The sequence below is a fragment of the Streptomyces virginiae genome, from assembly GCF_041432505.1.
In the GTDB taxonomy this organism is placed as follows: domain Bacteria; phylum Actinomycetota; class Actinomycetes; order Streptomycetales; family Streptomycetaceae; genus Streptomyces; species Streptomyces virginiae_A.
Map to the genome: position 1 here is coordinate 4,796,692 of NZ_CP107871.1, position 20,105 is coordinate 4,816,796.

Consider the following 20,105-nt stretch of genomic DNA (forward strand, 5'->3'; position numbering starts at 1 on the left):
GGCCACCGCCGGGACGCCAGGAAGGGCCCCGGTGGTGGCCGCCGCCAAGGCACCACGACTTCACGCTCGGGGGTGAACCAGATGTGCGGAATTGCAGGACTGGCCGGAGGCGACGCCGTCCGGCACGAGAGGACCGTCGCCGCGATGGGTGCCTCGCAGCACTACCGCGGCCCGGACGGCACCATGCACGCCGCCAGCAGCGACCGCCGGGCGGTGCTGGCCATGAACACGCTGCTGATCGTCGACCAGCAGGCCATGCCCGGCCCCTACCTCGACCGGGACACCGGGGTCCTGCTTGCCTTCAACGGAGAGATCTACAACTGGCGGTCCCAGGCTAGGGCCTGGGGCATCGAGGTCTGCGACCGAGAATCGGATGCCCACTTCCTGCTGCGGGCCTGGGCCAAGATCGGCCCGTCCTGCCTGGACGGCCTGGACGGCATGTTCGCCCTGGCCGTCTATGACCCGCGGGTCGCAAAGCTGTTCCTGGCCCGGGACCGGCTCGGCGAGAAGCCGCTCTACTGGCGGTTGGACGGCGGCCGGCTCGCGTTCGCCTCCGAGGTGACCACGCTGACCGGTTACGGGTCGGCCCCACTGGTCTTACGGCCGGAGGTCACCGCGATCGAGACCCCGACCGGCGTCGACACCCCGTTCCAAGGCATCCAGCTGCTGGCCCCGGCCACGCTGCTGTCCTTCGACGTCACCACCGGCTCGATCGATCAGATGACCTGGTGGCACCTGGAGGACAGGGCTCCGTTCACAGGCACCTACGACGAGGCCCTGGCCAGGTTCTCTACGATCCTGGCCGAGCAGATCCCGCTCAGGTCCCCGGCCTGCGACTTCGCCCTCCTCCTCTCGGGCGGGCTGGATTCGGCGGTGCTGGCCTACCTGATGCGGCCGCCGGTCTGCGTCACCGTCCGCTACCCGGGAAAGGATCGCCTGGACGAATCCTCCACCGCCGCGATCATCGCCCGCGATATCAAGGCTGAGCTTGTGGTGGTCGAGCCCGACCACGTCGACTTCACTACCGCGCTGCCGCACATGATGCGGGCCCTGGACTACCCGATGGGCAACGCCAGCACCTTCTCGGAGCACATGGCCTACCGGAAGATCTGCGACCTCGGCCTTCGCGTCGTGATAGGCGGTCTCGGCCCGGACGAGTTCCTGATGGGCTACGTCCGCCAGGCCCTCGTCCTCTTCGGCCCCGACGCAGTCCTGAACGCCGGCCTTGAGGCATACCGGCCGCTGGCCGCCAAGCTCATGCACGAGGCCGGTGAACCCCTGGACCCTGCGGAGGCAGTCACCCGGCTGATCCTGCGCGGGCCCGACCCGGACGGCCGCCTCCGCGACCTCGTCACCGACGCGATGGCCCGCGCGGGCGGAGACCTGGCCCGCGGCCTGACCCTGGCCGACCTGGCGACGGCCTGGAGGCCGCTGGTGATGACCAGCGACAAGCTCGCCTCCGCCTACGCGCTCGAACGCCGGTCCCCCTACCTCGCCCGCGACCTGGTCGAGTTCTCCTACCGGCTGCCCGTCGAGCACAAGATCACCGACCCGGCCCAGGGCAAGCGGATCCTGCGGGACGCCGCCAAAGCCCTCGGCCTGCCCCGCGAGGTCTGGGCCAGCCGGGACAAACTCGGCTTCGCCTCCCCAGTCCCCTCCTGGCTCAACGGCAACCTCGCCACCTGGGCCGATACCCAGATCCGCATGGCTCTCACCGACGCCCCGACCGATTTCCACCCCCTCCTCGAGGGGGGGCTGAAGCCCGGCGGCCGGTTTGACCGCACCCGCATGCAGGCACTCATGGCAGCCGCCTGGTTTTCGGACCAGACGGTGAGGGCTGCCGCATGATCCTCAACTCGCTTACTACGGTGAAGGGATGCACCCCGAGACCACCGCCACCGAGGAGCCGGCCACCGCCCGCGGAGCCGTCGCGATCATCACCAACCGCCGCGGCGAAATCCTCCTCCACCTCCGCGACGACCTCCCCGAGATCGCCTGGCCCGCCCACTGGTCTGTCCTAGGTGGCGGCTGCGACCCCGGGGAATCCCCAGCCGACACGATCGTCCGCGAGCTCGATGAAGAAGCGGGTCTGACCCCCGAGAACCTGACCGAGCTGTTCGAGATTCCAGATCGTCGCGGCTCCGGACAGATCATCACCTTCTTCGCTGCCTCCTGGGACGGCGACGAGACGGACCTCCTTCTCGCCGAAGGCGTCAAGCTCCAGTTCTTCGCCCCCGACTACCTCGACATCCTCACGATCCCACCGTTCATCCGGGACGGGATCTACCGCCATCTGGCCGCCAGGCCCTCCTGATCACCCCGCCCTTCCGGGCGGGGCAAGGGTGGGGCCGCCATCGGCGGCCCCACCCGAAGGGACACCCCGCTCATGAAGATGACCGTCATCGGATGCGGCTACCTCGGCGCCACCCACGCTGCCTGCATGGCCGAGCTCGGCCACGAGGTCCTGGGCATGGACTCCGACATCGACAAGGTCCACACCCTCAACAGCGGTAAGGCCCCATTCTTCGAACGCGACCTCGACGACCTCCTCACCAAGCACACCGCCTCCGGCCGGCTCCGCTTCACCGCCTCCTACGGCGAGGCCGCCGACTTCGCCGACCTCCACTTCATCGGCGTCGGCACCCCGCCGCAGGCCGGCAGCGACGCCTACGACCTCACCCACCTCTTCGACGCCGTCCGCCGCCTGGCCCCCGGACTCACTCGCCCGGCCGTCGTCGCGGTCAAGTCCACCGTCCCGGTCGGCACCGCACCCCGCGTCGCCGAGATCCTGCGCGAGTACGCGCCCGCCGGGGACCTCGTCGAGGTCGCCTGGAACCCGGAGTTCCTCCGCGAGTCCTTCGCGGTCGACGACACCCTCCGCCCCGACCGCCTCGTCCTCGGCTTCAACACCGACCACTCCTGGGCCGAGGCCCTACTGCGGCAGGCGTTCGAGAAGATCATCGAGTCGGGGACGCCGACGATCGTCACGGACTGGGCCACCGCCGAGCTCGCCAAGGGCGCCGCGAACTCCTTCCTCGGCACCAAGATCTCCTTCATCAACGCGATGGCCGAGGTCTGCGAAGCCTCCGGCGCCAATGTCGCCGAGCTCGCCGATATCCTCGGCCACGACCACCGCATCGGCCGCCACGGCATGCGGCCCGGCCTCGGCTTCGGCGGCGGCTGCCTGCCCAAGGACCTCGCCGGGTTCATCAACCGCGCCGACGACCTCGACACCGGCCAGGCCGTCGGCATTCTCCGCGAGGCCGCCGCCGTCAACGCCCGCCGCCGCCAGCGGGTCATCGACCTCGCCCACGAGGAACTCGGCACCGACCTGCGCGGTAAGCGGATCACCGTCTGGGGCGCCGCTTTCAAGCCCGAGACCGACGACATCCGCGACTCACCCGCACTCGCCGTCGCCCAGGCCCTCCACGACCTCGGCGCCACCGTCACCGTCACCGACCCCAAGGCCCTCGACAACGCCCGCAAGCTCCACTCCGAACTCGACTACGTCGAAGACCCCATCGCCGCCGTCGATGACGCCGACCTGCTGCTGCACCTGACCGAGTGGTACCAGTTCACCACCATCGACCCGAAGCGGCTGGCCACCTGCACCGCCAGCCCCAAGGTCATCGACGCTCGCGGCACCCTCAACACCGACCAGTGGCGCGACGCCGGCTGGATCATCCGAACCCTCGGTCGAGCCTGACGCACGGGCAGGCTCATACAGCCGGACGGGGAGACTTCTGCACCATCTGAGCGAGAGCCTTGGCAGCTTCTCCCAAGCTAGCGATGCTCTCGCGCAGTTCATCGTCGGCGATCTCCTCGAGAGGAAGCGACGCGATCTTCTGGAGGCTCTTGTGTGTACGTGACACGACCCCGTACGCCTCCGCTCGCTGCTCACACGCCTTAATCTCCGGGTCGGTGTCGATGGACATGGAGATCAGAGCATCGATCTTCTCTGAGGTGCTGGCCGCCCAGTCCTCCCGTCTCAGTTCCTGTCCGCTCCAGTCCTCAAGGTCGAGGTGCTCGGCGACTTCACGATGGAGCGGAGCAGGGATGGCGATGACCTGGCCGGCGGGGGTGAGGACGGTTCCGTCTTCGACGATCTTCCGGAGGCGTTCGGTCTGGGCGGTCGCCCGCGCCTCGGAGGAGTACGCCTTCCGGAAGACTTCGTCGTGCGCGATGCCTTGGACCAGATGAGAGCGCAACTCATCGTCGCTTTGGGCGCGTTCAAGCAGAGCGATGCGGGCGGCTTCAGCAGTGCTTGGGTCGGCCAGAATGGCAGCTTTCATCGCTCCTGGGCTCTTGGCAGCGTAGACGACCTCGCGCACGCTCAGGCCCGCTTCCTCGGCCCCGGCTGCCAGGGCGGTTGCGCGGTCCTTACTAACCCGGCCGGGAGTGAAGCATGCGCTCCAAGTGGTGGCAGCGGGCAGCGGGACATCCACCCCAGGCTGCAGCGAGTCGAAGCTGGGAAGGCCGAGCGTCCTGATCCCTTCCTCCCAAGCGCGGTAATAGCGCATCACGCGCTTGTGATCCCAGCCGACCCGACGGGCAAATTCAGCCGCGGAGACCTTCGCGGAACCTGGGCGTGCGCCCAGGTTCTCTTCCGTGGGGGGCCGACCGCCCCGGCTGCTGGGATCGACGTTCCTGGCAATCTTGAAGGCCCAGACCCAGCCGCCGGACTTCCCGACCGCTCGGAGATCCAGGGCGTCCCGGTTGACCGGGTCCGAAGGGTCCAGTCCGGGTGCGTCGACGGCGACCGCTCCCGAGTCGTCGGACGGATCACGCCACAGGCCTTCGTTCGAAGCAGACGCCTCTTGATCGGGTTCATCCCAGTACCCCGGGTCCTCGCCCGATTCCTGTTGTGCCTGGGGCAACGCCCCCATCGGGACCGCGGCAGCAGGTCCGCCAAGTTCCTCGACGACCATATGCAGTGTTTCTCGGTCGTCGGTGAGGATGCGCACTAGCTCGTCGACGCTGTAGCCGAGGCCCTTGCTCGGCTTAGCGGTGATGAACGACTCGAAGGTCTCGTGGGCGACGTGCTCCCCCCGTGGTGTCGTGAAACTGCGCCAGGACCCTTCCTCTAGAACCTGGCGCACCAGGCCGGGGACGGATTCCATACCGTTGATGGTAGAACGCACCGACGAGCTGAGGGCGTTGACGAGTACGGCATTGCCGGTGGCGTTGGTCGGGCCTGTCATTTCTTCGCTGCCTCCTTGACCGCGTTGCTGACGATGGCGAGCCGCTTCTCAAGGGACGGCAGGGTCGCAACCGTGACGTTGTCCCCGAGCTGGTAGTTGAGATCACCGTTGATCTTCATGTGCGGCTCGTTGGTGAGAACGGCCAAGCGTGCGACCTTGCGGTGGATGAGCTTACGGAGGCGCTTCTTCTGGTCACCGAGCGGCTCTGTCTCAGCCTCGACTGCCTGCTGCTGGGGAATGCTGTTCGCATGGAGCGCGCCAGCGGCACTGAGGAGCCCGGCTACATACTCTTTGGTGACCGAGGCGGGTGCAGGCCCCATCAACTCCATCGTCTGGCCAGCGAACTGCAACTGCTCGGTGGTGAAAGCGGAACCGCTCGCGATGGTCGCGTGATGGGTGGCGACGGAGGAGCTGACTGTCTCGTAGGCGGGGAAGAGTGAGTCGCTGCCGCCGTCCGAGTCACCCGCCTGCTGTTCGCGTACCTGCTTCTCTTCCTCGGCCAAGACCGCTTCGACAGTTTTCTCGATGTCCTGGGCGAACGTGAGCAACGGCTGGATCGAGGGGATGAACACGCGTGCCGTGGTGAGGTCCTCCTCGCCACGCATCCGCACGAAACGTCCCACAACCTGGGTGAAGAACATTTTGGTGCGCACTCGGGAGGCGTAGACGCCCACACCGAGGCGCGGGATGTCCACACCTTCGGCGATCATCTGCACGGCGACGATCCAGGGCACCGAACTTTTGGCGAAGGACTTGATGATGTCGGAGGCACTTGGCTCATCGGAGATGGCTACCGGTACCGGGACTCCTGAGATCCTTTCGAGGATCTTGGCGTAGGCAGTGGCTGCAAACTGGTCGCTTGCCACTACCAGGCCGCCTGCATCAGGGGTGTCGATACGCATGTGCATCAGCGCCTCGTGGGCTTCCTGAAGCACGGAGGGGATCCACTTGCCCTCAGGATCGAGAGCCGCCTTCAAGGCCGGCGGGACAGTCCCCTTGTCCGTGTCGCTAAGCGCGACCTTGGTCACGGCCATCTGACCGGAGCGGCGCCACTGAGACTCGCCGTCCCAGGCGGGGAAGACAGCCGGCCGCACGACACCGCCGTCCGTGAGTGCCATGCCGTAGTCGTAGGCGAAGCCAGGAGTTGCGCGGCGCTGTTCGTCGTAGGTGACAAACGGGATGGGCTTCCCGTCGGTCCGGAAGGGAGTGCCCGACAGGAGGAGGCGCCGAGTAGCGGCCTCGAAGGAATCCTTGAGGGCGTCTCCCCACACCAGATCCTCGCCGTCTCCGGCATGGTGGATCTCATCGAAGACGACCAACGTGCGCTTGTTCGTGCAGAGCCTCTGCCACAGCAACGGCGCGGAGGCGACGGCCTGGTAGGTGACCACGGCGCCGTCGAAGTCAGATCCGACGGCCCCATTCCTGTTCACGAACACATGGTCCAGCTTGATGCCGATGTTCGCTCGCATCCCGGCTTCGGCCCACTGGCGACGCAGGTGCTTGGTGGGGACGACCACGACGATGTTGGAGATGATGCCGCGCTGGATGAGGTCCTGCGCGATGGTCAGGGCAAAGGTGGTCTTCCCGGCCCCCGGCGTGGCAACGACGAGGAAACTCCCATTCTCACCGCCGTTGCGGCTGTGGTAACGCTCGCGTGCTTCCCGCTGCCAGTCGCGCAGCCAAGAACCGTTCGCCATGGAGTTCATTCCTTTCCTCAGGTTGCACGGAGGGCACATCGCTTGGCCATTGCGCACGTCTGTCGAGCCGCCACGGGACCAGGCGGTGACGTGGTCCGCATGCCAGCCGGGTTCGAGATCTTGGCCGCACTCGACACACCGGCCGTCCGCCGCGAGGAAGAGGGCAACCCGTTCGGCACTGTTGAAGCTTCGCTGCTGGTCACGGTGATCATCCGTTGCTCCGGCCATAGCTCCGCAGCGTAGCGGCCGGGTCTGACAATTCGGGTCGGATCCAGGGGACTTGGCCCGCTTCCCCTATGGCCGTCGCCGAACGGGTCGCCTGCCACCAGACCACCGGGTGCGCGATTGATGACCCCAAGTTGGAAGCGTTCGACAGCCGATGCTCCTTGTTCGAGATCAGTTTCGAACCGATATGGGCAATCTGTAGTGATGTGTGACTTTATGTCACGGAACGAGGGCCATGGACGACGCTGTCAGTCGACTGGTTGACTGCCAGGAGGGTGAACGGCGCGTGGAAGTAGGGGAGATGCATTTCAGTGTCTTGCAGGCGTGGAGTCCACGGCCGTCGGGGACTGGCCCGCAGGCGTACCTAATTATTGATAATTGGGATGACTGGTTTCGTTACAGCACGCAGTATGACTTGGTGTATCAGGATGCAGATGGCGTGGCCCATCAAATTGGCCAAGTCAAGATCGGTCAGTTTGGAATGGGGGCCGACCAGCGACGCCCGGATCTACCTGATGCATTCGAAGAGTTGAGCGAGAATTTTTTCTCGCTCGGTCAGGACGATAGCTACTACCAGAACCTGAACTCCCTGGGTGTGGACGCCCGGGACGAAATTCTTCAGGCCCTGCAAGATGTCGCTCGAGAAAAAGAGCTATTCGTTCGCGCTCTCAAGGAGGATGTTACAGGCACCTCCCTGCTTCGCTCCGTTGCTCGTACGACGGTGGAGGGGCAGTTTCGTCGATTGGCTAACGGTGGCGCTCGACTTTCGCGCTACAAGTTCACGTATACGCTGCCGGCACCCTCGCGGAGTTCCGAGGGTGCGTCGCTGGCCTTTCATGTCACTCCCAAGTCTCAGCCGCCCACTAACATCCACGTTCTGATTGGGCGTAATGGTGTCGGAAAGACTCATTTGCTCAATCATATGGCGCGAGCCCTAGCTGACGACCGGAGCACGCCAGATGAGGTTGGCACATTCGAATTGGGAGGGGCGGGCGGAAAGAGTGGAACCTTTGCAAATCTGGTCTCGGTGACATTTAGTGCATTCGATCACTTCGAACCGATCAGTAGCCGACGAAATAAGGCGACCGGGATTCACTATTCCTACATCGGCTTGAAGCGGATTGCTGGCAGCAGTGAGGGTGAAGCTAGGCAGCCTAAAGACTGGCGGGCTCTTTCCCGTGAGTTCAGTGTCAGTGTGAAAGTCTGCCTACAGGGGGCTCGATTGAGTCGCTGGCGGCGAGCCTTGGAAATGTTGGAAGCCGACCCCATTTTCAGTGATGCTAGAGTTGCAGATTTGGCAGATTCCGCTGCGGACGATGCCGAGCTGGCAGAAAAGGCTCGGCAGCTTTTCCGCAACCTGAGCTCGGGCCACAAGATTGTCCTCCTCACGGTGACGCGACTTGTCGAGGCAGTCGAGGAACGCTCGCTTGTGTTGCTGGATGAGCCAGAAGCGCACCTTCATCCACCTCTTCTAAGTGCCTTCACCCGCGCGCTTTCAGATCTCCTGGTGACCCGAAACGGAGTGGCGATCATTGCTACGCATTCTCCTGTGGTGCTGCAGGAGGTGCCCAGGGATTGTGCGTGGAAACTGCGACGTTCTGGCCGGACGGTCGTGGTAGAGCGTCCAGGGGTCGAAACATTCGGCGAGAATGTTGGAGTGCTCACGCGTGAGATTTTTGGCCTAGAGGTTACCCAGGCTGGATTTCATCGGATCCTGGGGGATGTTGTGGCGGATGGTGGAACGTATGAAGAAATCGTAGAACGCTTCGGAGGTAAGCTAGGGGGCGAAGCGCGCGGTATTATCCGGGCCTTGCTGGTGGTTCGGGACTCGGGAAGTGATTCCTGATGTGGCGGGTCGACCCACCAAATTACTCGGCGAGCTTTAGCTTCCGGACTTGCATTGGCAAGATTCGGGATCCGGATCTCAAGAAGCGCCTACAAGAGGCCGAGGCGGAAGTGGTTGCTGCTGCTGAATCCTATGCTGCCGCTGCCGAACTGGTGACGCTGCATGCATTGGTGCGGAAAGACTTCCTTCTCGGTGAAGTTACCAAGGCCGAGATGACCGCTGTTTACAAGAATAGTATGGCCAAAAAGCTGGCTCCCGGCCGATTTATCTACGACTCTATCAAGCTGGCTGCTAAAGGCGGACGGTGTCCTCTCTGTGGTCAGCGCACAGTGACTACGCTCGACCATCATCTGCCAAAGGCTCTGTATCCGGCCCTGTCGGTTGATCCGCTTAATCTCGTTCCCGCCTGTGCTGACTGCAATAAACTCAAACTGGATAAGGCTCCAGGGTCAAGCGGTGAGGAGACCCTTCATCCCTACTTCGATAATGTGGAGGATTCGCCTTGGCTTCGAGCTGAAGTTGTCGAGGTTTCACCTGCGGCATTCAAATTCTATGTGGACCCGCCTGGAGACTGGTCTCAGACGCTGATAGATAGAGTCCGTCTCCACTTTAAGACATTCGGGTTGGGTGAGCTGTACGTATCCCAGGCCGCAGATGAGCTTCTCAACATCAGATACGGGCTAAACCAACTTTTCAATGCGAATCCGAGTGAGGGTTCTCAGAATGTTCGTCTTCATTTGATGGAGCAGGCGGAGAGCCGCCGGCAGGCGCGCATAAATAGCTGGCAAACAGCTACGTATGCGGCAATGGCTGAGAGTGCTTGGTTCTGTGCGGGGGGCTTTGCAGAGGAATGAGGGCCAGAGGGGGTGCCCATCGACCCATCTGCGTTGAGAGGCGGTTCTAATTGCCGCGCTCCCCTTGGTCAACTCTGCGTCGAGGTGACGAACTTGTAACAGTTGACACTGCCTTGTGAGACAACATGAGCCTGCGGCGCTGCTGCCGTGTGGCTGTAGAGGAGCCCTACCGCTGAGACACCAGGGCAGGTGAGACACCCGAACTGTTCCTAAGGCCGGCCTGGTCACCCTGGCGGACCTGGTCCGTCAGGCACTGCGGATGCGCCCCGACCGGCTGGTGGTGGGCGAGGTGCGGGGCGCCGAGGTCGCGGACCTGCTCGCCGCCCTGAACACCGGTCACGAGGGCGGCTGCGGGACGGTCCACGCCAATGCCGCGGCGCATGTCCCGGCACGGCTGGAGGCGCTCGGGACGGCCGCCGGGCTCGACCGGGCGGCCCTGCACAGCCAGTTGGCCGCAGCACTGACCCTGGTGCTCCACCTGGTCCGGGACCGGGAGGGGCGGCGCCGGCTGGCCGAGGTGCACGTGCTGGAGCGGGACGCCGCCGGGTTGGTGGTCACCGTGCCGGCGTTGCGCTGGGCGGCGCGGGGCTTCGTACGGGAGCGCGGCTGGGAACGGCTCCGCCCGCTGCTGCGGGGCGTCCGGTGAGCGCGGGGGCGGGGCTGCCGGTGCCCCTGTTCGCCGGGATGCTGTGCGCCGGGGCGGCCGCCTGGGGGCTCGCCGGCGGCGACCGGGTGTCCCGCCGGGCCCGAATGGTGCTCGCCGCGGGCGGTCCCGCGGTCCCGATCGGTCCGCTCCACCGGGAGCGGCTGCTGATCGCCGTACGGGTGCGGGCCGCGCGATGGCGGGAGTGGGCCTGCCTCGCGGCGGGGCTGCTGGTCGCGGTGCTCGGCGGGTCGGTGATCCCGTCGGCGGTGGGGGCGGCGGCGGTGCCGCTGGTCCGCCGGTGGCTGCGGGTACGGGCGCGTGAGCGGGCCCGGACGGCGCGGGCCGCCGAGGTGGTGGCCCTGTGCGGGGCGGTGGTGGGTGAACTGCGGGCGGGAGCCCAGCCCGGACAGGCGCTGACCGCCGCGATGCGCCGGACGGCCGCCGGTCCCGGCGCGCCGGGCGCGGCGGAAGCGGGGGTGCTGGCCGCAGCGGCCTTCGGCGGAGACGTGCCCGGAGCGTTGCGTCAGGCGGCGAGGGAGCCCGGGGCGGAAGGACTGGCCGGCATGGCGGCCTGCTGGCGGGTGTCGGTGGACGGCGGTGCGGGACTGGCCGCCGGACTGGAACGACTGGAGGGGGCCCTACGGGCCGAGCGGGACCGGCAGGAGTCGCTGCGGGCCCAGTTGGCGGGGGCACGGTCGACGGTGCTGGTGCTCGCCCTGCTGCCGCTGGTGGGCCTGCTGATCGGCACCGGGTTGGGTGCGGATCCGCTGCGGGTGCTGCTGCACACGCCGATGGGGTGGGGTTGCCTGCTGGCGGGCGGGGTGTTGGAGGCGTTGGGGCTGCTGTGGTGCCGGCGGATCGTCAAGGCGGCGGAGCGGTGACGGCCGGCTTCGTCGTCCACAGGCTGGGGATCGCCGTCTGCCTGGCCGTGGTCGCGCTGTGGCTGGTGTCGGCGGTGACGGCGCGGGTCCGGACGCGGGCGGCCGCGCGCAGGACCACGGCCTTGCTGGGGGCCGGACCCAGACCTCGCCCTCAGGTGCTCGGCTCCGCGCTCAGGGACGCGGTGGCCGTGTGGGCCGGTCCGGCGGGGGCTCTGCTGGCCGTCTGGGTGCTCGTGGGCGGGGTGACGGGTGTGGTCGTCGGCGGCCTGGCCGCGTTCGGTGTGCGGCGGTGGAGGGCCAGGGTGCGGCCGCCGGCCGGGACGGACCCACGGGAGGCGGAGCGTCAGTTGCCCTTCGCCGCCGATCTGTTGGCCGCGTGCCTGGCGGCCGGGGCGGGTCCGGTGGAGGCCGCCGAGGTGGTGGGGGAGTCGCTGGGCGGCCCGGTCGGTGACCGGCTGGCGCGGGCCGGCGCGGAGCTACGGCTCGGCGGTGAACCGGGCGCCGGGTGGGGGAGGTTGGCGGAGATACCGGGTGCCCGGGCGCTCGCCGACTGTCTGGAGCGGGCCGCGCGGACGGGGGCGCCCGCGGCGGAGGGGGTCTCCCGGCTCGCGTCCGGGCTGCGGGAGGACCGGGCCCGCACGGCGGGAGCGCGGGCCCAGCGGGCGGCGGTCCTCGTCACCGCGCCGGTCGGACTGTGTTTTCTCCCCGCATTTCTCGCGATCGGGGTCGCGCCGGTGGTGATCGGTATGGCCTCGGGACTTCTCTCCCACACCTGAAGTCGCATTGACCACAGGTATCAACAGCTGAAATCCACAGGAGGTTGCCATGAGGATCATCTGGTTTCGTGTACGGACGGCGCTGAGGGCGCGCGGGGGCGACAAGGGGATGTCCACGTCGGAATACGCGATGGGCACCATCGCGGCCTGCGCATTCGCGGCCGTCCTCTACAAGGTGGTGACGAGTGAAGTCGTCGCCACAGCCCTTCAGTCGACCATCGGAAAGGCGCTCGATGTGCCGTTCTGAGGGTGCGTCACGGGGTGCCCGGGGAAAGTCGGATCGGGGATATGTGACGGCGGAGGCAGCTTTGGTGATCCCGGCCCTGGTGCTGTTCGCGGCGCTGCTGGTGTGGGCCCTGATGGCGGCGGCCGCGCAGATCCGGTGTGTGGACGCGGCCCGGGCCGGTGCCCGGGCGGCGGCGAGGTCGGAGCCGGTGGAGGTGGCGCAGGCCGCGGCCCGGGCGGCCGCCCCGCCGGGGGCGCGGGTGGAACTGGAACGGGCGGGTGACCTCTGGCGGGTCCGGGTGGTGGCGCCGGCGCCCGGGCCGGGCGGGCTGCCGGTGCGGCTCGGCGCGCAGGCGGCGGCCCTGGCGGAGGACAGCGTGGGGCCGCCGCCGTGAGCCGGGACCGGGGCTCGGCCACGGTCTGGGCGGCGCTGGTCGCGACGGTCCTGGGGGCGGTGTTCGGCGGGGTGCTGCTGCTCGGCCAGGCCGTCGTGGCCCGCCACCGGGCGGCGGCGGCCGCCGACCTGGCGGCGCTCGCGGCGGCGGCCACCTGGGCCCACGGGCCGGAGACGGCCTGTGCGACGGCCCTGCGGGTGGCCCGGGCGCAGGGCGCGGCGCTCGGCGGGTGCCTGCTCCGGGGCGAGGTCGCCGAGGTCACGGCCGAGGTCGCGGCCGGGCCGTTCACCCCGAGGGTCAGGGCCCGGGCAGGCCCGCCGGCGGAGCCGCCCGCGCCGCGGACCGGCTGAGGCCCCGCCGCCCGGCTGACGGCCCGCCCACGGGGTCTGGTGGGCCCGTCGGTCGCCCGTTCGGCCCTGTCGGGGCCCGTCAGGTCTCGGAGGTCTCGGCGGCCGGGGATTCGGAGAGGAGGCGGGTGAGGAGCCGGATGGCGCCGCGCTTGTGCAGGGGCTCGTTGCCGTTGCCGCACTTGGGGGACTGGATGCAGGAAGGGCAGCCGGCCTCGCACTCGCAGGCCGCGATCGCGTCGCGGGTCGCCGTCAGCCAGGCGCGGGCGGTGTCGAAGGCCCGCTCCGCGAAGCCGGCGCCGCCGGGGTGGCCGTCGTAGACGAAGACCGTGGGGAGCAGGGTGTCCGGATGCAGCGGCACGGAGACGCCGCCGATGTCCCAACGGTCGCAGGTGGCGAACAGCGGGAGCATGCCGATGGAGGCGTGCTCGGCGGCGTGCAGGGCGCCGCCGAGGATCTCCGGGTTGATCCGGGCCTCGTCGAGCTGGTCCTCGGTCACCGTCCACCACACGGCCCGGGTGCGCAGGGTGCGGGGCGGCAGGTCGAGCTTGGCCTCGCCCAGCACCTCGCCGGTGATCAGCTTGCGGCGCAGATAGGAGACGACCTGGTTGGTGACCTCGACGGAGCCGAAGCAGAGCCGGGCCGAGCCCCACGGGATCTCGGTCTCGGTCTCCAGGACGGAGATGGAGGTGGTGTCACGGGCCGTGGTGGAGAAGGGTGGGTCCGCCTGCTCCACGAGGGCCACGGAATCCTCCAGGTCCAGGTGTTTCACGAGGTAGGTGCGGCCCTGGTGGAGGTGGACGGCGCCCTCGTGGACGGCGGTGTGGGCCGCCGACTCGTCGACCGTGCCCAGCAGCCGGCCCGTGGAGGCTTCGACGATCTGCACCGGGCGGCCGCCGCCGCCCCGGATGTCGGTCAGGTCCGAGGCCCGTTCCCGGCGGGTCCAGTGCCAGGCGGTCGCCCGGCGGCGCAGCAGCTTCGCCGCCTCGAGCTGGGGAAGGAGGTCCTCGGTCGCCGGGCCGAAGAGTTCCAGGTCCGACTCGGTCAGCGGGAGTTCCGCCGCCGCCGCGCACAGGTGGGGGGCGAGGACGTAGGGGTTGTCGGGGTCCAGGACGGTGGCTTCCACCGGCTGGCGGAACAGCGCCTCCGGGTGATGGACGAGGTAGGTGTCCAGCGGGTCGTCCCGGGCGATCAGCACGGCCAGGGCGCCTTGGCCGGAGCGGCCCGCGCGACCCGCCTGCTGCCACAGGGAGGCCCGCGTGCCGGGGTAGCCGGTGATCAGGACGGCGTCCAGGCCGGAGACGTCCACACCCAGCTCCAGGGCCGTCGTGGCGGCCAGTCCGAGCAGCTCTCCGGAGTGCAGGGCCCGCTCCAGGGCCCGACGCTCCTCGGGGAGGTAGCCGCCGCGGTAGGCGGCGACCCGGCGGGGCAGCGACCGGTCGACCGCCGCGAGCCGTTCCTGGGTGATCACGGAGATCAGCTCGGCGCCGCGCCGGGAGCGGACGAAGGCGACCGTACGGACCCCTTGGACCACCAGGTCGGTCAGCAGGTCGGCGGTCTCGGCGGTAGCCGTACGGCGTACGGGCGCGCCCTTCTCGCCACGCAGCTCGGTGAGCAGCGGCGGCTCCCAGAGGGCGAAGACCACCTCGCCCCGAGGTGAGGCGTCGTCGGTGATCTCGATCACCCGTACGCCGGTCAGCCGGGACGCGGCCGTCGCCGGGTCGCTCGCGGTGGCGGAGGCCAGCAGGAAGACGGGCTGTGCGCCGTAGCGGGCGCACAGCCGCCGTAGCCGGCGCAGCACCTGTGCCACGTGGGAGCCGAAGACCCCGCGGTAGGTGTGGCACTCGTCGATCACGACGTAGCGCAGGGCCCGCAGGAAGGAGGCCCAGCGCGGGTGGGCCGGGAGGATCCCGCGGTGGAGCATGTCGGGGTTGGTCAGGACGTAGTTCGCGTACTGGCGCACCCACTCGCGTTCCTCGACGGGCGTGTCCCCGTCGTAGACCGCGGGGCGCACGGCGTTGCCCAACGGGGCGGCCAGTTCCCGTACGGCGCGCCGCTGGTCGGCCGCCAGGGCCTTGGTGGGGGCCAGGTACAGGGCGGTCGCGCCCCTGCCGTTCGGGGCCTCGGCGCCGTCCGCGAGGGCGGAGAGCACGGGCGCGAGGTAGGCGAGGGACTTGCCCGAGGCGGTTCCGGTGGCCACGACCACGGACGTTCCGTCGAGGGCGAGCTCGGCCGCGGCGGCCTGGTGTTCCCACGGATGGTCGATTCCGGCCGATCCGATCGCGGCTACGACGTCTGTTCGGATGCGGTCGGGCCAGACTGCATGACGACCCGCCCGAGGGGGCAAGTGCTCCGTATGGGTGATGCGCGCAGCACGGGAAGGCCCCCGTGACAGGCGGTCCAGGACCGTGTCGGGGGTGGGTCGTGGGTCCGCGGGTGCCGTGGGCCGTCCGGGACCAGATGTGTTGGCCATCGGAACCGAGTGTGTCACCGGCGTGCGGGACAATGGTCCGAAGGCGTCGTGCGCGCCTGCCGGTAAGTGATTGAATGCCATCGCGGCAGCCAATCCCTCGCCTACCTTCGGGTGAGGGGGCGTCGCTCGATAGCAAGGTGCTGGAGGATCCGTGGACCTGTCCCTGTCGACTCGCACTGTCGGCGACCGTACGGTCGTGGAGGTCGGTGGCGAGATTGATGTGTATACCGCGCCCAAGCTGCGCGAGCAGTTGGTCGAGTTGGTGAACGACGGCAGCTACCACCTGGTTGTCGACATGGAGCGGGTGGACTTCCTCGACTCCACCGGCCTTGGTGTGCTCGTGGGAGGCCTCAAGCGCGTCCGTGCGCACGAGGGCTCGCTCCGTCTGGTGTGCAACCAGGAGCGCATCCTGAAGATCTTCCGCATCACCGGTCTGACCAAGGTGTTTCCGATCCACACCACTGTGGAAGACGCCGTCAACGCGACCGACTGACGGCTCCGCGCGGCCCCCTGCAGCCTCCGGGCGGCAGGGAGCCGACAAGGAGAGCGGGGGTACCGGGCCATGGTTGGCCCGGGCCCCTGTCAAGGCACGCCCGTAGTCCGAGGGGGATGCGCATGGCCACCGTTGAACTGCGCTTCAGCGCCCAGCCCGAACACGTCCGGACGGCCCGCCTGGTCGCGGCCGCCGTGGCGCGCCGGGTCGGTGTGGAGGAAGCCGTCCTCGACGAGGTCCGCCTCGCCGTGGGCGAGGCCTGTTCGCGTGCCGTGGGACTCCATCGGAGCAACGGGCTGACCGCGCCCGTCCGGGTGGTGCTGACCGATGAGGACAAGGTGTTCTCCATCGAGGTCGGCGACGAGGTCCCCGCGCCCGCCGGCGGCGGGTCCGAGGCGGTTCCCGGCATCACCGCCGTCCTGGAGTCCGAGGGCGATACCGAGGACGAGATGGGTCTCGCGGTGATCAGCGGACTCGTCGACGACGTCGAGGTGAGCAGTGGGGAATCGGGCGGGACCATCCGGATGAGCTGGCCCGTGGCCGGAGTCTCCGAGCTCCCTTGAGATCCACAGCGATCCATCGTGATCCGCCCCGCGCTTAAACCTTCGTATCTTCAGATCTTTATCAAGGCCCTGCTGAGCAGGGCCTTTTTCATTTCCCTAGATCAATGATGAGGCGTCAATGCCTTTGTCCCATTACCACTTTCGAGGGTAATGGAGTGACGGGATCTATTGCTGAGGAGCGAGAGCACGCCAATTACGTTTCCTGCGCACTGTTTTGATCGGGGCGCGCTCCCTACAATCCGTCCACATCTTGAGCTCATCACGTCAAGGAGGACGAATGACGGGGCTCTTCACCCCCATTGCGCCGGATCGCACCACAGATCTGGCAGCCGCAGTACTCACCGATGACAATCGGCTCATCGTGATCGTCATTGCGGCCGTGGCACTCGCCGCACTCGTCGTCGCGCAGATCCTGGTTCGCCAGGTACTCGCCGCCGACGAGGGAACCGACAGCATGAAGGAGATCGCCGCGGCCGTCCAGGAAGGCGCCAACGCCTATCTCGGCCGGCAGTTGCGCACGCTCGGCATCTTCGCCGTCGTGGTCTTCTTCCTGCTCTTCCTGCTCCCCGCCGACGACTGGACGCAGCGGGGCGGGCGTTCCGCCTTCTTCCTCGTCGGCGCCATCTTCTCGGCGGCCACCGGCTACATCGGCATGCGCCTGGCGGTCCGCGCCAACGTCCGTGTCGCCGCCGCGGCACGCGAGGCCACCCCGGCCGAGGGGGAGCCCGCCAAGGACCTGACCGAGGTCTCCCACAAGGCGATGAGGATCGCCTTCCGGACGGGCGGCGTCGTCGGCATGTTCACCGTCGGCCTCGGCCTCCTCGGCGCCTCCTGCGTCGTCCTGGTCTACGCCGCCGACGCCCCCAAGGTCCTGGAGGGCTTCGGTCTCGGCGCCGCCCTGATCGCGATGTTCATGCGCGTGGGCGGCGGAATCTTCACCAAGGCCGCCGACGTCGGCGCCGACCTGGTCGGCAAGGTCGAGCAGGGCATTCCGGAGGACGACCCGCGCAATGCCGCGACCATCGCCGACAACGTGGGCGACAACGTCGGAGACTGCGCCGGAATGGCGGCCGACCTCTTCGAGTCCTACGCCGTCACCCTGGTGGCCGCGCTCATCCTCGGCAAGGCCGCCTTCGGCGACCTGGGCCTCTCCTTCCCGCTGATCGTGCCCGCGATCGGCGTCATCACCGCGATGATCGGCATCTTCGCGGTCTCCCCGCGCCGCAGCGACCGCAGCGGCATGACCGCCATCAACCGCGGGTTCTTCATCTCCGCCGTGATCTCCCTGGTGCTGGTCGCGATCGCGGTCTACGCCTACCTGCCGGCCACCTACAAGGAGCTCGTCGGCGTCGAGAACCCGGCGATCACCAACCACACGGGTGACCCGCGGATCCTGGCCGTCGTCGCCGTCGCCATCGGCATCGTGCTCGCGGCCCTGATCCAGCAGCTGACCGGCTACTTCACCGAGACCAACCGGCGCCCCGTCCGGGACATCGGCAAGTCCTCCCTGACGGGAGCCGCCACCGTCGTCCTCGCCGGCATCTCGGTCGGTCTGGAGTCCGCCGTCTACACGGCCCTGCTCATCGGTCTCGGCGTCTACGGCGCGTTCCTGCTCGGCGGAACGTCGATCCTGCTCGCGCTCTTCGCGGTGGCCCTGGCCGGCACCGGCCTGCTCACCACCGTCGGCGTCATCGTCGCCATGGACACCTTCGGGCCCGTCTCCGACAACGCCCAGGGCATCGCCGAGATGTCCGGCGACGTCGAGGGCGCCGGTGCGCAGGTCCTGACCGACCTGGACGCCGTGGGCAACACCACGAAGGCCATCACCAAGGGCATCGCCATCGCCACGGCCGTGCTGGCCGCCGCGGCGCTCTTCGGTTCGTACAACGACGCGATCGCCGCCGCCGTCAAGGAGGTCGGCGCCAAGGCCGGGGAGCTGAACCTCAGCCTGGACATCGCGCAGCCCAACAATCTCGTCGGGCTGATCCTGGGCGCGGCCGTCGTGTTCCTGTTCTCCGGCCTCGCCATCAACGCCGTCTCCCGCTCCGCGGGCGCCGTCGTCTACGAGGTGCGCCGCCAGTTCCGCGAGCACCCCGGGATCATGGACTACAGCGAGAAGCCCGAGTACGGGCGCGTCGTCGACATCTGCACCAAGGACGCGCTGCGCGAGCTCGCCACGCCCGGCCTGCTCGCCGTGCTCACCCCCATCGCCGTGGGCTTCTCCCTCGGTGTCGGCGCCCTCGGCTCCTTCCTGGCCGGCGCCATCGGCACGGGCACCCTGATGGCGGTCTTCCTCGCCAACTCCGGCGGCGCGTGGGACAACGCGAAGAAGCTCGTCGAGGACGGCCACCACGGCGGCAAGGGCAGTGAGGCCCACGCGGCGGTCGTCATCGGCGACACGGTCGGTGACCCGTTCAAGGACACCGCGGGTCCCGCGATCAACCCGCTGCTCAAGGTCATGAACCTGGTGGCGCTGCTGATCGCCCCCGCGGTCGTGCAGTTCAGCTACGGCGAGGACAGCAGCCCGGTCGTCCGGGCCGTCGTCGCGGTCCTGGCGATCGGGATCATCATCGCCGCGGTGTACATCTCCAAGCGCCGCGGCATCGCCGTCGGCGACGAGACCGAGGGCGGAGCCGCCGAGCGGGTGGCCCAGTCGGCCGATCCCGCGACGGTCTCCTGACCCCAGGTCCCGTCAGCGGCACGGGCCGGGCCGGGCAGGGCCGGCCGGTACGCCCGAAAGGCGGACGGGCGGCGCGGACTCACGCGCCGTCTGTCCGCCTTTGTGCGTCGGCGGAGGGTGGGCGTGTATCTTCCGGGCGGAAGCCTTCGAAGGGACCAATCCGGTGAACAAGAAGTTTGCGGCCGCGCTGTCGGGCGGTGCGGCACTGATGCTCGTCCTGTCCGGATGCGGCGGGGACGAGACCGACCAGAAGGCCGGCTCCTGGGCCAAGAAGGTCTGTGACCAGTGGCAGCCCCAGATCGCGAAGATCGAAGCTGCCAACGTCGAGATCAAGCGGGTGGCCTCCGAGAGCAGTAAGCCCGACGAGGTCCAGAAGACCGACTCGGCGGCGTTCGGGACCATGACCGAGTCGTACAAGGCGATGGCGGCCGCCCTGCGGTCGGCGGGCGTTCCGCCGGTCAAGAACGCCGCCGCGACCCAGGAGGCGGCGGCCAAGGGCTTCGAGGCGACCTCCACGGGCTACGCCGACCTGAAGACGAAGACGGACGCCCTCGACCCACAGGACAAGGCGAAGTTCGCCGACGGCCTCAAGGAGGTCGCGGGCGGGCTCAAGGACGTGACCAAGGGCGGCCAGGACGCGCTCGCCCAGCTCAAGGCGGGCGGCCTGGGCGAGGCCATCAACGGCCAGAAGGGCTGCCAGGTCGCGGCGGCGCCGGCGGCCCAGTAGCACCCCGGCAGCACCGTACGGCCCGCGCGGGCGGCGTTTCGCGCGGTACGTCGCTCAGGGCGGCCGTGGTCCCGGA

At 68.5% G+C, this 20,105-nt stretch carries 17 protein-coding genes and 1 pseudogene; 15 read left to right on the forward strand and 3 right to left on the reverse strand.

The features are described 5' to 3' along the window. Window positions 1-81: 81 nt before the first annotated feature. The 3 genes from OG624_RS22445 to OG624_RS22455 all read left to right on the forward strand — a co-directional run bounded on the left by OG624_RS22445 (window position 82) and on the right by OG624_RS22455 (window position 3,706). Window positions 82-1,848: an asparagine synthetase B family protein gene (locus tag OG624_RS22445; protein ID WP_371639762.1), complete on the forward strand. Its 1,767-nt coding sequence runs from the start codon at window positions 82-84 to the stop codon at window positions 1,846-1,848. Between the two features lie 28 nt (window positions 1,849-1,876). Continuing rightward, window positions 1,877-2,314: an NUDIX domain-containing protein gene (locus OG624_RS22450; protein WP_371639763.1), complete on the forward strand. Its 438-nt coding sequence runs from the start codon at window positions 1,877-1,879 to the stop codon at window positions 2,312-2,314. A 72-nt stretch (window positions 2,315-2,386) separates the two neighbouring features. Next, window positions 2,387-3,706 carry a UDP-glucose dehydrogenase family protein gene (locus OG624_RS22455; RefSeq protein ID WP_371639764.1) on the forward strand — a complete coding sequence of 440 codons (1,320 nt, stop codon included), beginning with the start codon at window positions 2,387-2,389 and terminating at the stop codon, window positions 3,704-3,706. 13 nt (window positions 3,707-3,719) lie between these two features. Here the strand turns inward: OG624_RS22455 and OG624_RS22460 are convergent, their stop codons facing one another. Together OG624_RS22460 and OG624_RS22465 are read right to left on the reverse strand one after the other, a co-directional pair. After that, window positions 3,720-5,201, reverse strand: a complete 1,482-nt coding sequence (locus tag OG624_RS22460) for a hypothetical protein (RefSeq protein ID WP_371639765.1) — start codon at window positions 5,199-5,201, stop codon at window positions 3,720-3,722. After that, window positions 5,198-7,126 (reverse strand): DEAD/DEAH box helicase family protein, encoded by a 1,929-nt coding sequence (locus OG624_RS22465; protein ID WP_371639766.1) that lies wholly within the window; start codon window positions 7,124-7,126, stop codon window positions 5,198-5,200. Before OG624_RS22465 ends, OG624_RS22460 begins: the two co-directional genes overlap by 4 nt. 232 nt (window positions 7,127-7,358) lie before the next feature. Between OG624_RS22465 and OG624_RS22470 the strand changes: the two genes are divergently transcribed. The 8 genes and pseudogenes from OG624_RS22470 to OG624_RS22505 all read left to right on the forward strand — a co-directional run bounded on the left by OG624_RS22470 (window position 7,359) and on the right by OG624_RS22505 (window position 13,096). Further along, entirely contained in the window at window positions 7,359-8,969 is a 1,611-nt protein-coding gene (locus OG624_RS22470; protein WP_371639767.1) for an AAA family ATPase, read from the forward strand. Then, window positions 8,969-9,823: an HNH endonuclease gene (locus tag OG624_RS22475; RefSeq protein ID WP_371639768.1), complete on the forward strand. Its 855-nt coding sequence runs from the start codon at window positions 8,969-8,971 to the stop codon at window positions 9,821-9,823. Before OG624_RS22470 ends, OG624_RS22475 begins: the two co-directional genes overlap by 1 nt. Window positions 9,824-10,037: 214 nt before the next feature. Beyond that, window positions 10,038-10,469 (forward strand): annotated as a pseudogene (locus OG624_RS22480) (ATPase, T2SS/T4P/T4SS family); the annotation flags it as partial. A 38-nt stretch (window positions 10,470-10,507) separates the two neighbouring features. After that, window positions 10,508-11,350, forward strand: coding sequence for a type II secretion system F family protein (locus tag OG624_RS22485; protein ID WP_033219345.1), 843 nt, complete (start codon window positions 10,508-10,510; stop codon window positions 11,348-11,350). Then, entirely contained in the window at window positions 11,347-12,126 is a 780-nt protein-coding gene (locus OG624_RS22490) for a type II secretion system F family protein (RefSeq protein ID WP_033219343.1), read from the forward strand. The genes OG624_RS22485 and OG624_RS22490 overlap by 4 nt, the downstream gene beginning before the upstream one ends. Before the next feature lie 49 nt (window positions 12,127-12,175). Then, window positions 12,176-12,373, forward strand: coding sequence for a DUF4244 domain-containing protein (locus tag OG624_RS22495; protein ID WP_161296578.1), 198 nt, complete (start codon window positions 12,176-12,178; stop codon window positions 12,371-12,373). Then, window positions 12,360-12,746, forward strand: coding sequence for a TadE family type IV pilus minor pilin (locus OG624_RS22500; RefSeq protein WP_371588176.1), 387 nt, complete (start codon window positions 12,360-12,362; stop codon window positions 12,744-12,746). Before OG624_RS22495 ends, OG624_RS22500 begins: the two co-directional genes overlap by 14 nt. Beyond that, window positions 12,743-13,096 carry an Rv3654c family TadE-like protein gene (locus tag OG624_RS22505; RefSeq protein WP_352164164.1) on the forward strand — a complete coding sequence of 118 codons (354 nt, stop codon included), beginning with the start codon at window positions 12,743-12,745 and terminating at the stop codon, window positions 13,094-13,096. The genes OG624_RS22500 and OG624_RS22505 overlap by 4 nt, the downstream gene beginning before the upstream one ends. A gap of 79 nt (window positions 13,097-13,175) precedes the next feature. On the opposite strand, the gene OG624_RS22510 is transcribed toward OG624_RS22505, so the two are convergent. After that, window positions 13,176-15,647 carry a DEAD/DEAH box helicase gene (locus tag OG624_RS22510; protein ID WP_078909225.1) on the reverse strand — a complete coding sequence of 824 codons (2,472 nt, stop codon included), beginning with the start codon at window positions 15,645-15,647 and terminating at the stop codon, window positions 13,176-13,178. Between the two features lie 70 nt (window positions 15,648-15,717). Between OG624_RS22510 and bldG the strand changes: the two genes are divergently transcribed. From bldG to OG624_RS22530, 4 genes are all read left to right on the forward strand, one after another. Next, window positions 15,718-16,059, forward strand: a complete 342-nt coding sequence (gene bldG / locus OG624_RS22515) for an anti-sigma factor antagonist BldG (RefSeq protein WP_008743037.1) — start codon at window positions 15,718-15,720, stop codon at window positions 16,057-16,059. A 122-nt stretch (window positions 16,060-16,181) separates the two neighbouring features. Then, window positions 16,182-16,622, forward strand: a complete 441-nt coding sequence (locus OG624_RS22520; protein WP_033219334.1) for an ATP-binding protein — start codon at window positions 16,182-16,184, stop codon at window positions 16,620-16,622. Between the two features lie 277 nt (window positions 16,623-16,899). Then, window positions 16,900-19,302, forward strand: a complete 2,403-nt coding sequence (locus OG624_RS22525) for a sodium-translocating pyrophosphatase (protein WP_033219332.1) — start codon at window positions 16,900-16,902, stop codon at window positions 19,300-19,302. A 163-nt stretch (window positions 19,303-19,465) separates the two neighbouring features. Then, complete coding sequence (locus OG624_RS22530; RefSeq protein WP_371639769.1) at window positions 19,466-20,029, forward strand: small secreted protein; 564 nt, start codon at window positions 19,466-19,468, stop codon at window positions 20,027-20,029. The last annotated feature ends 76 nt before the right edge of the window (window positions 20,030-20,105 follow it).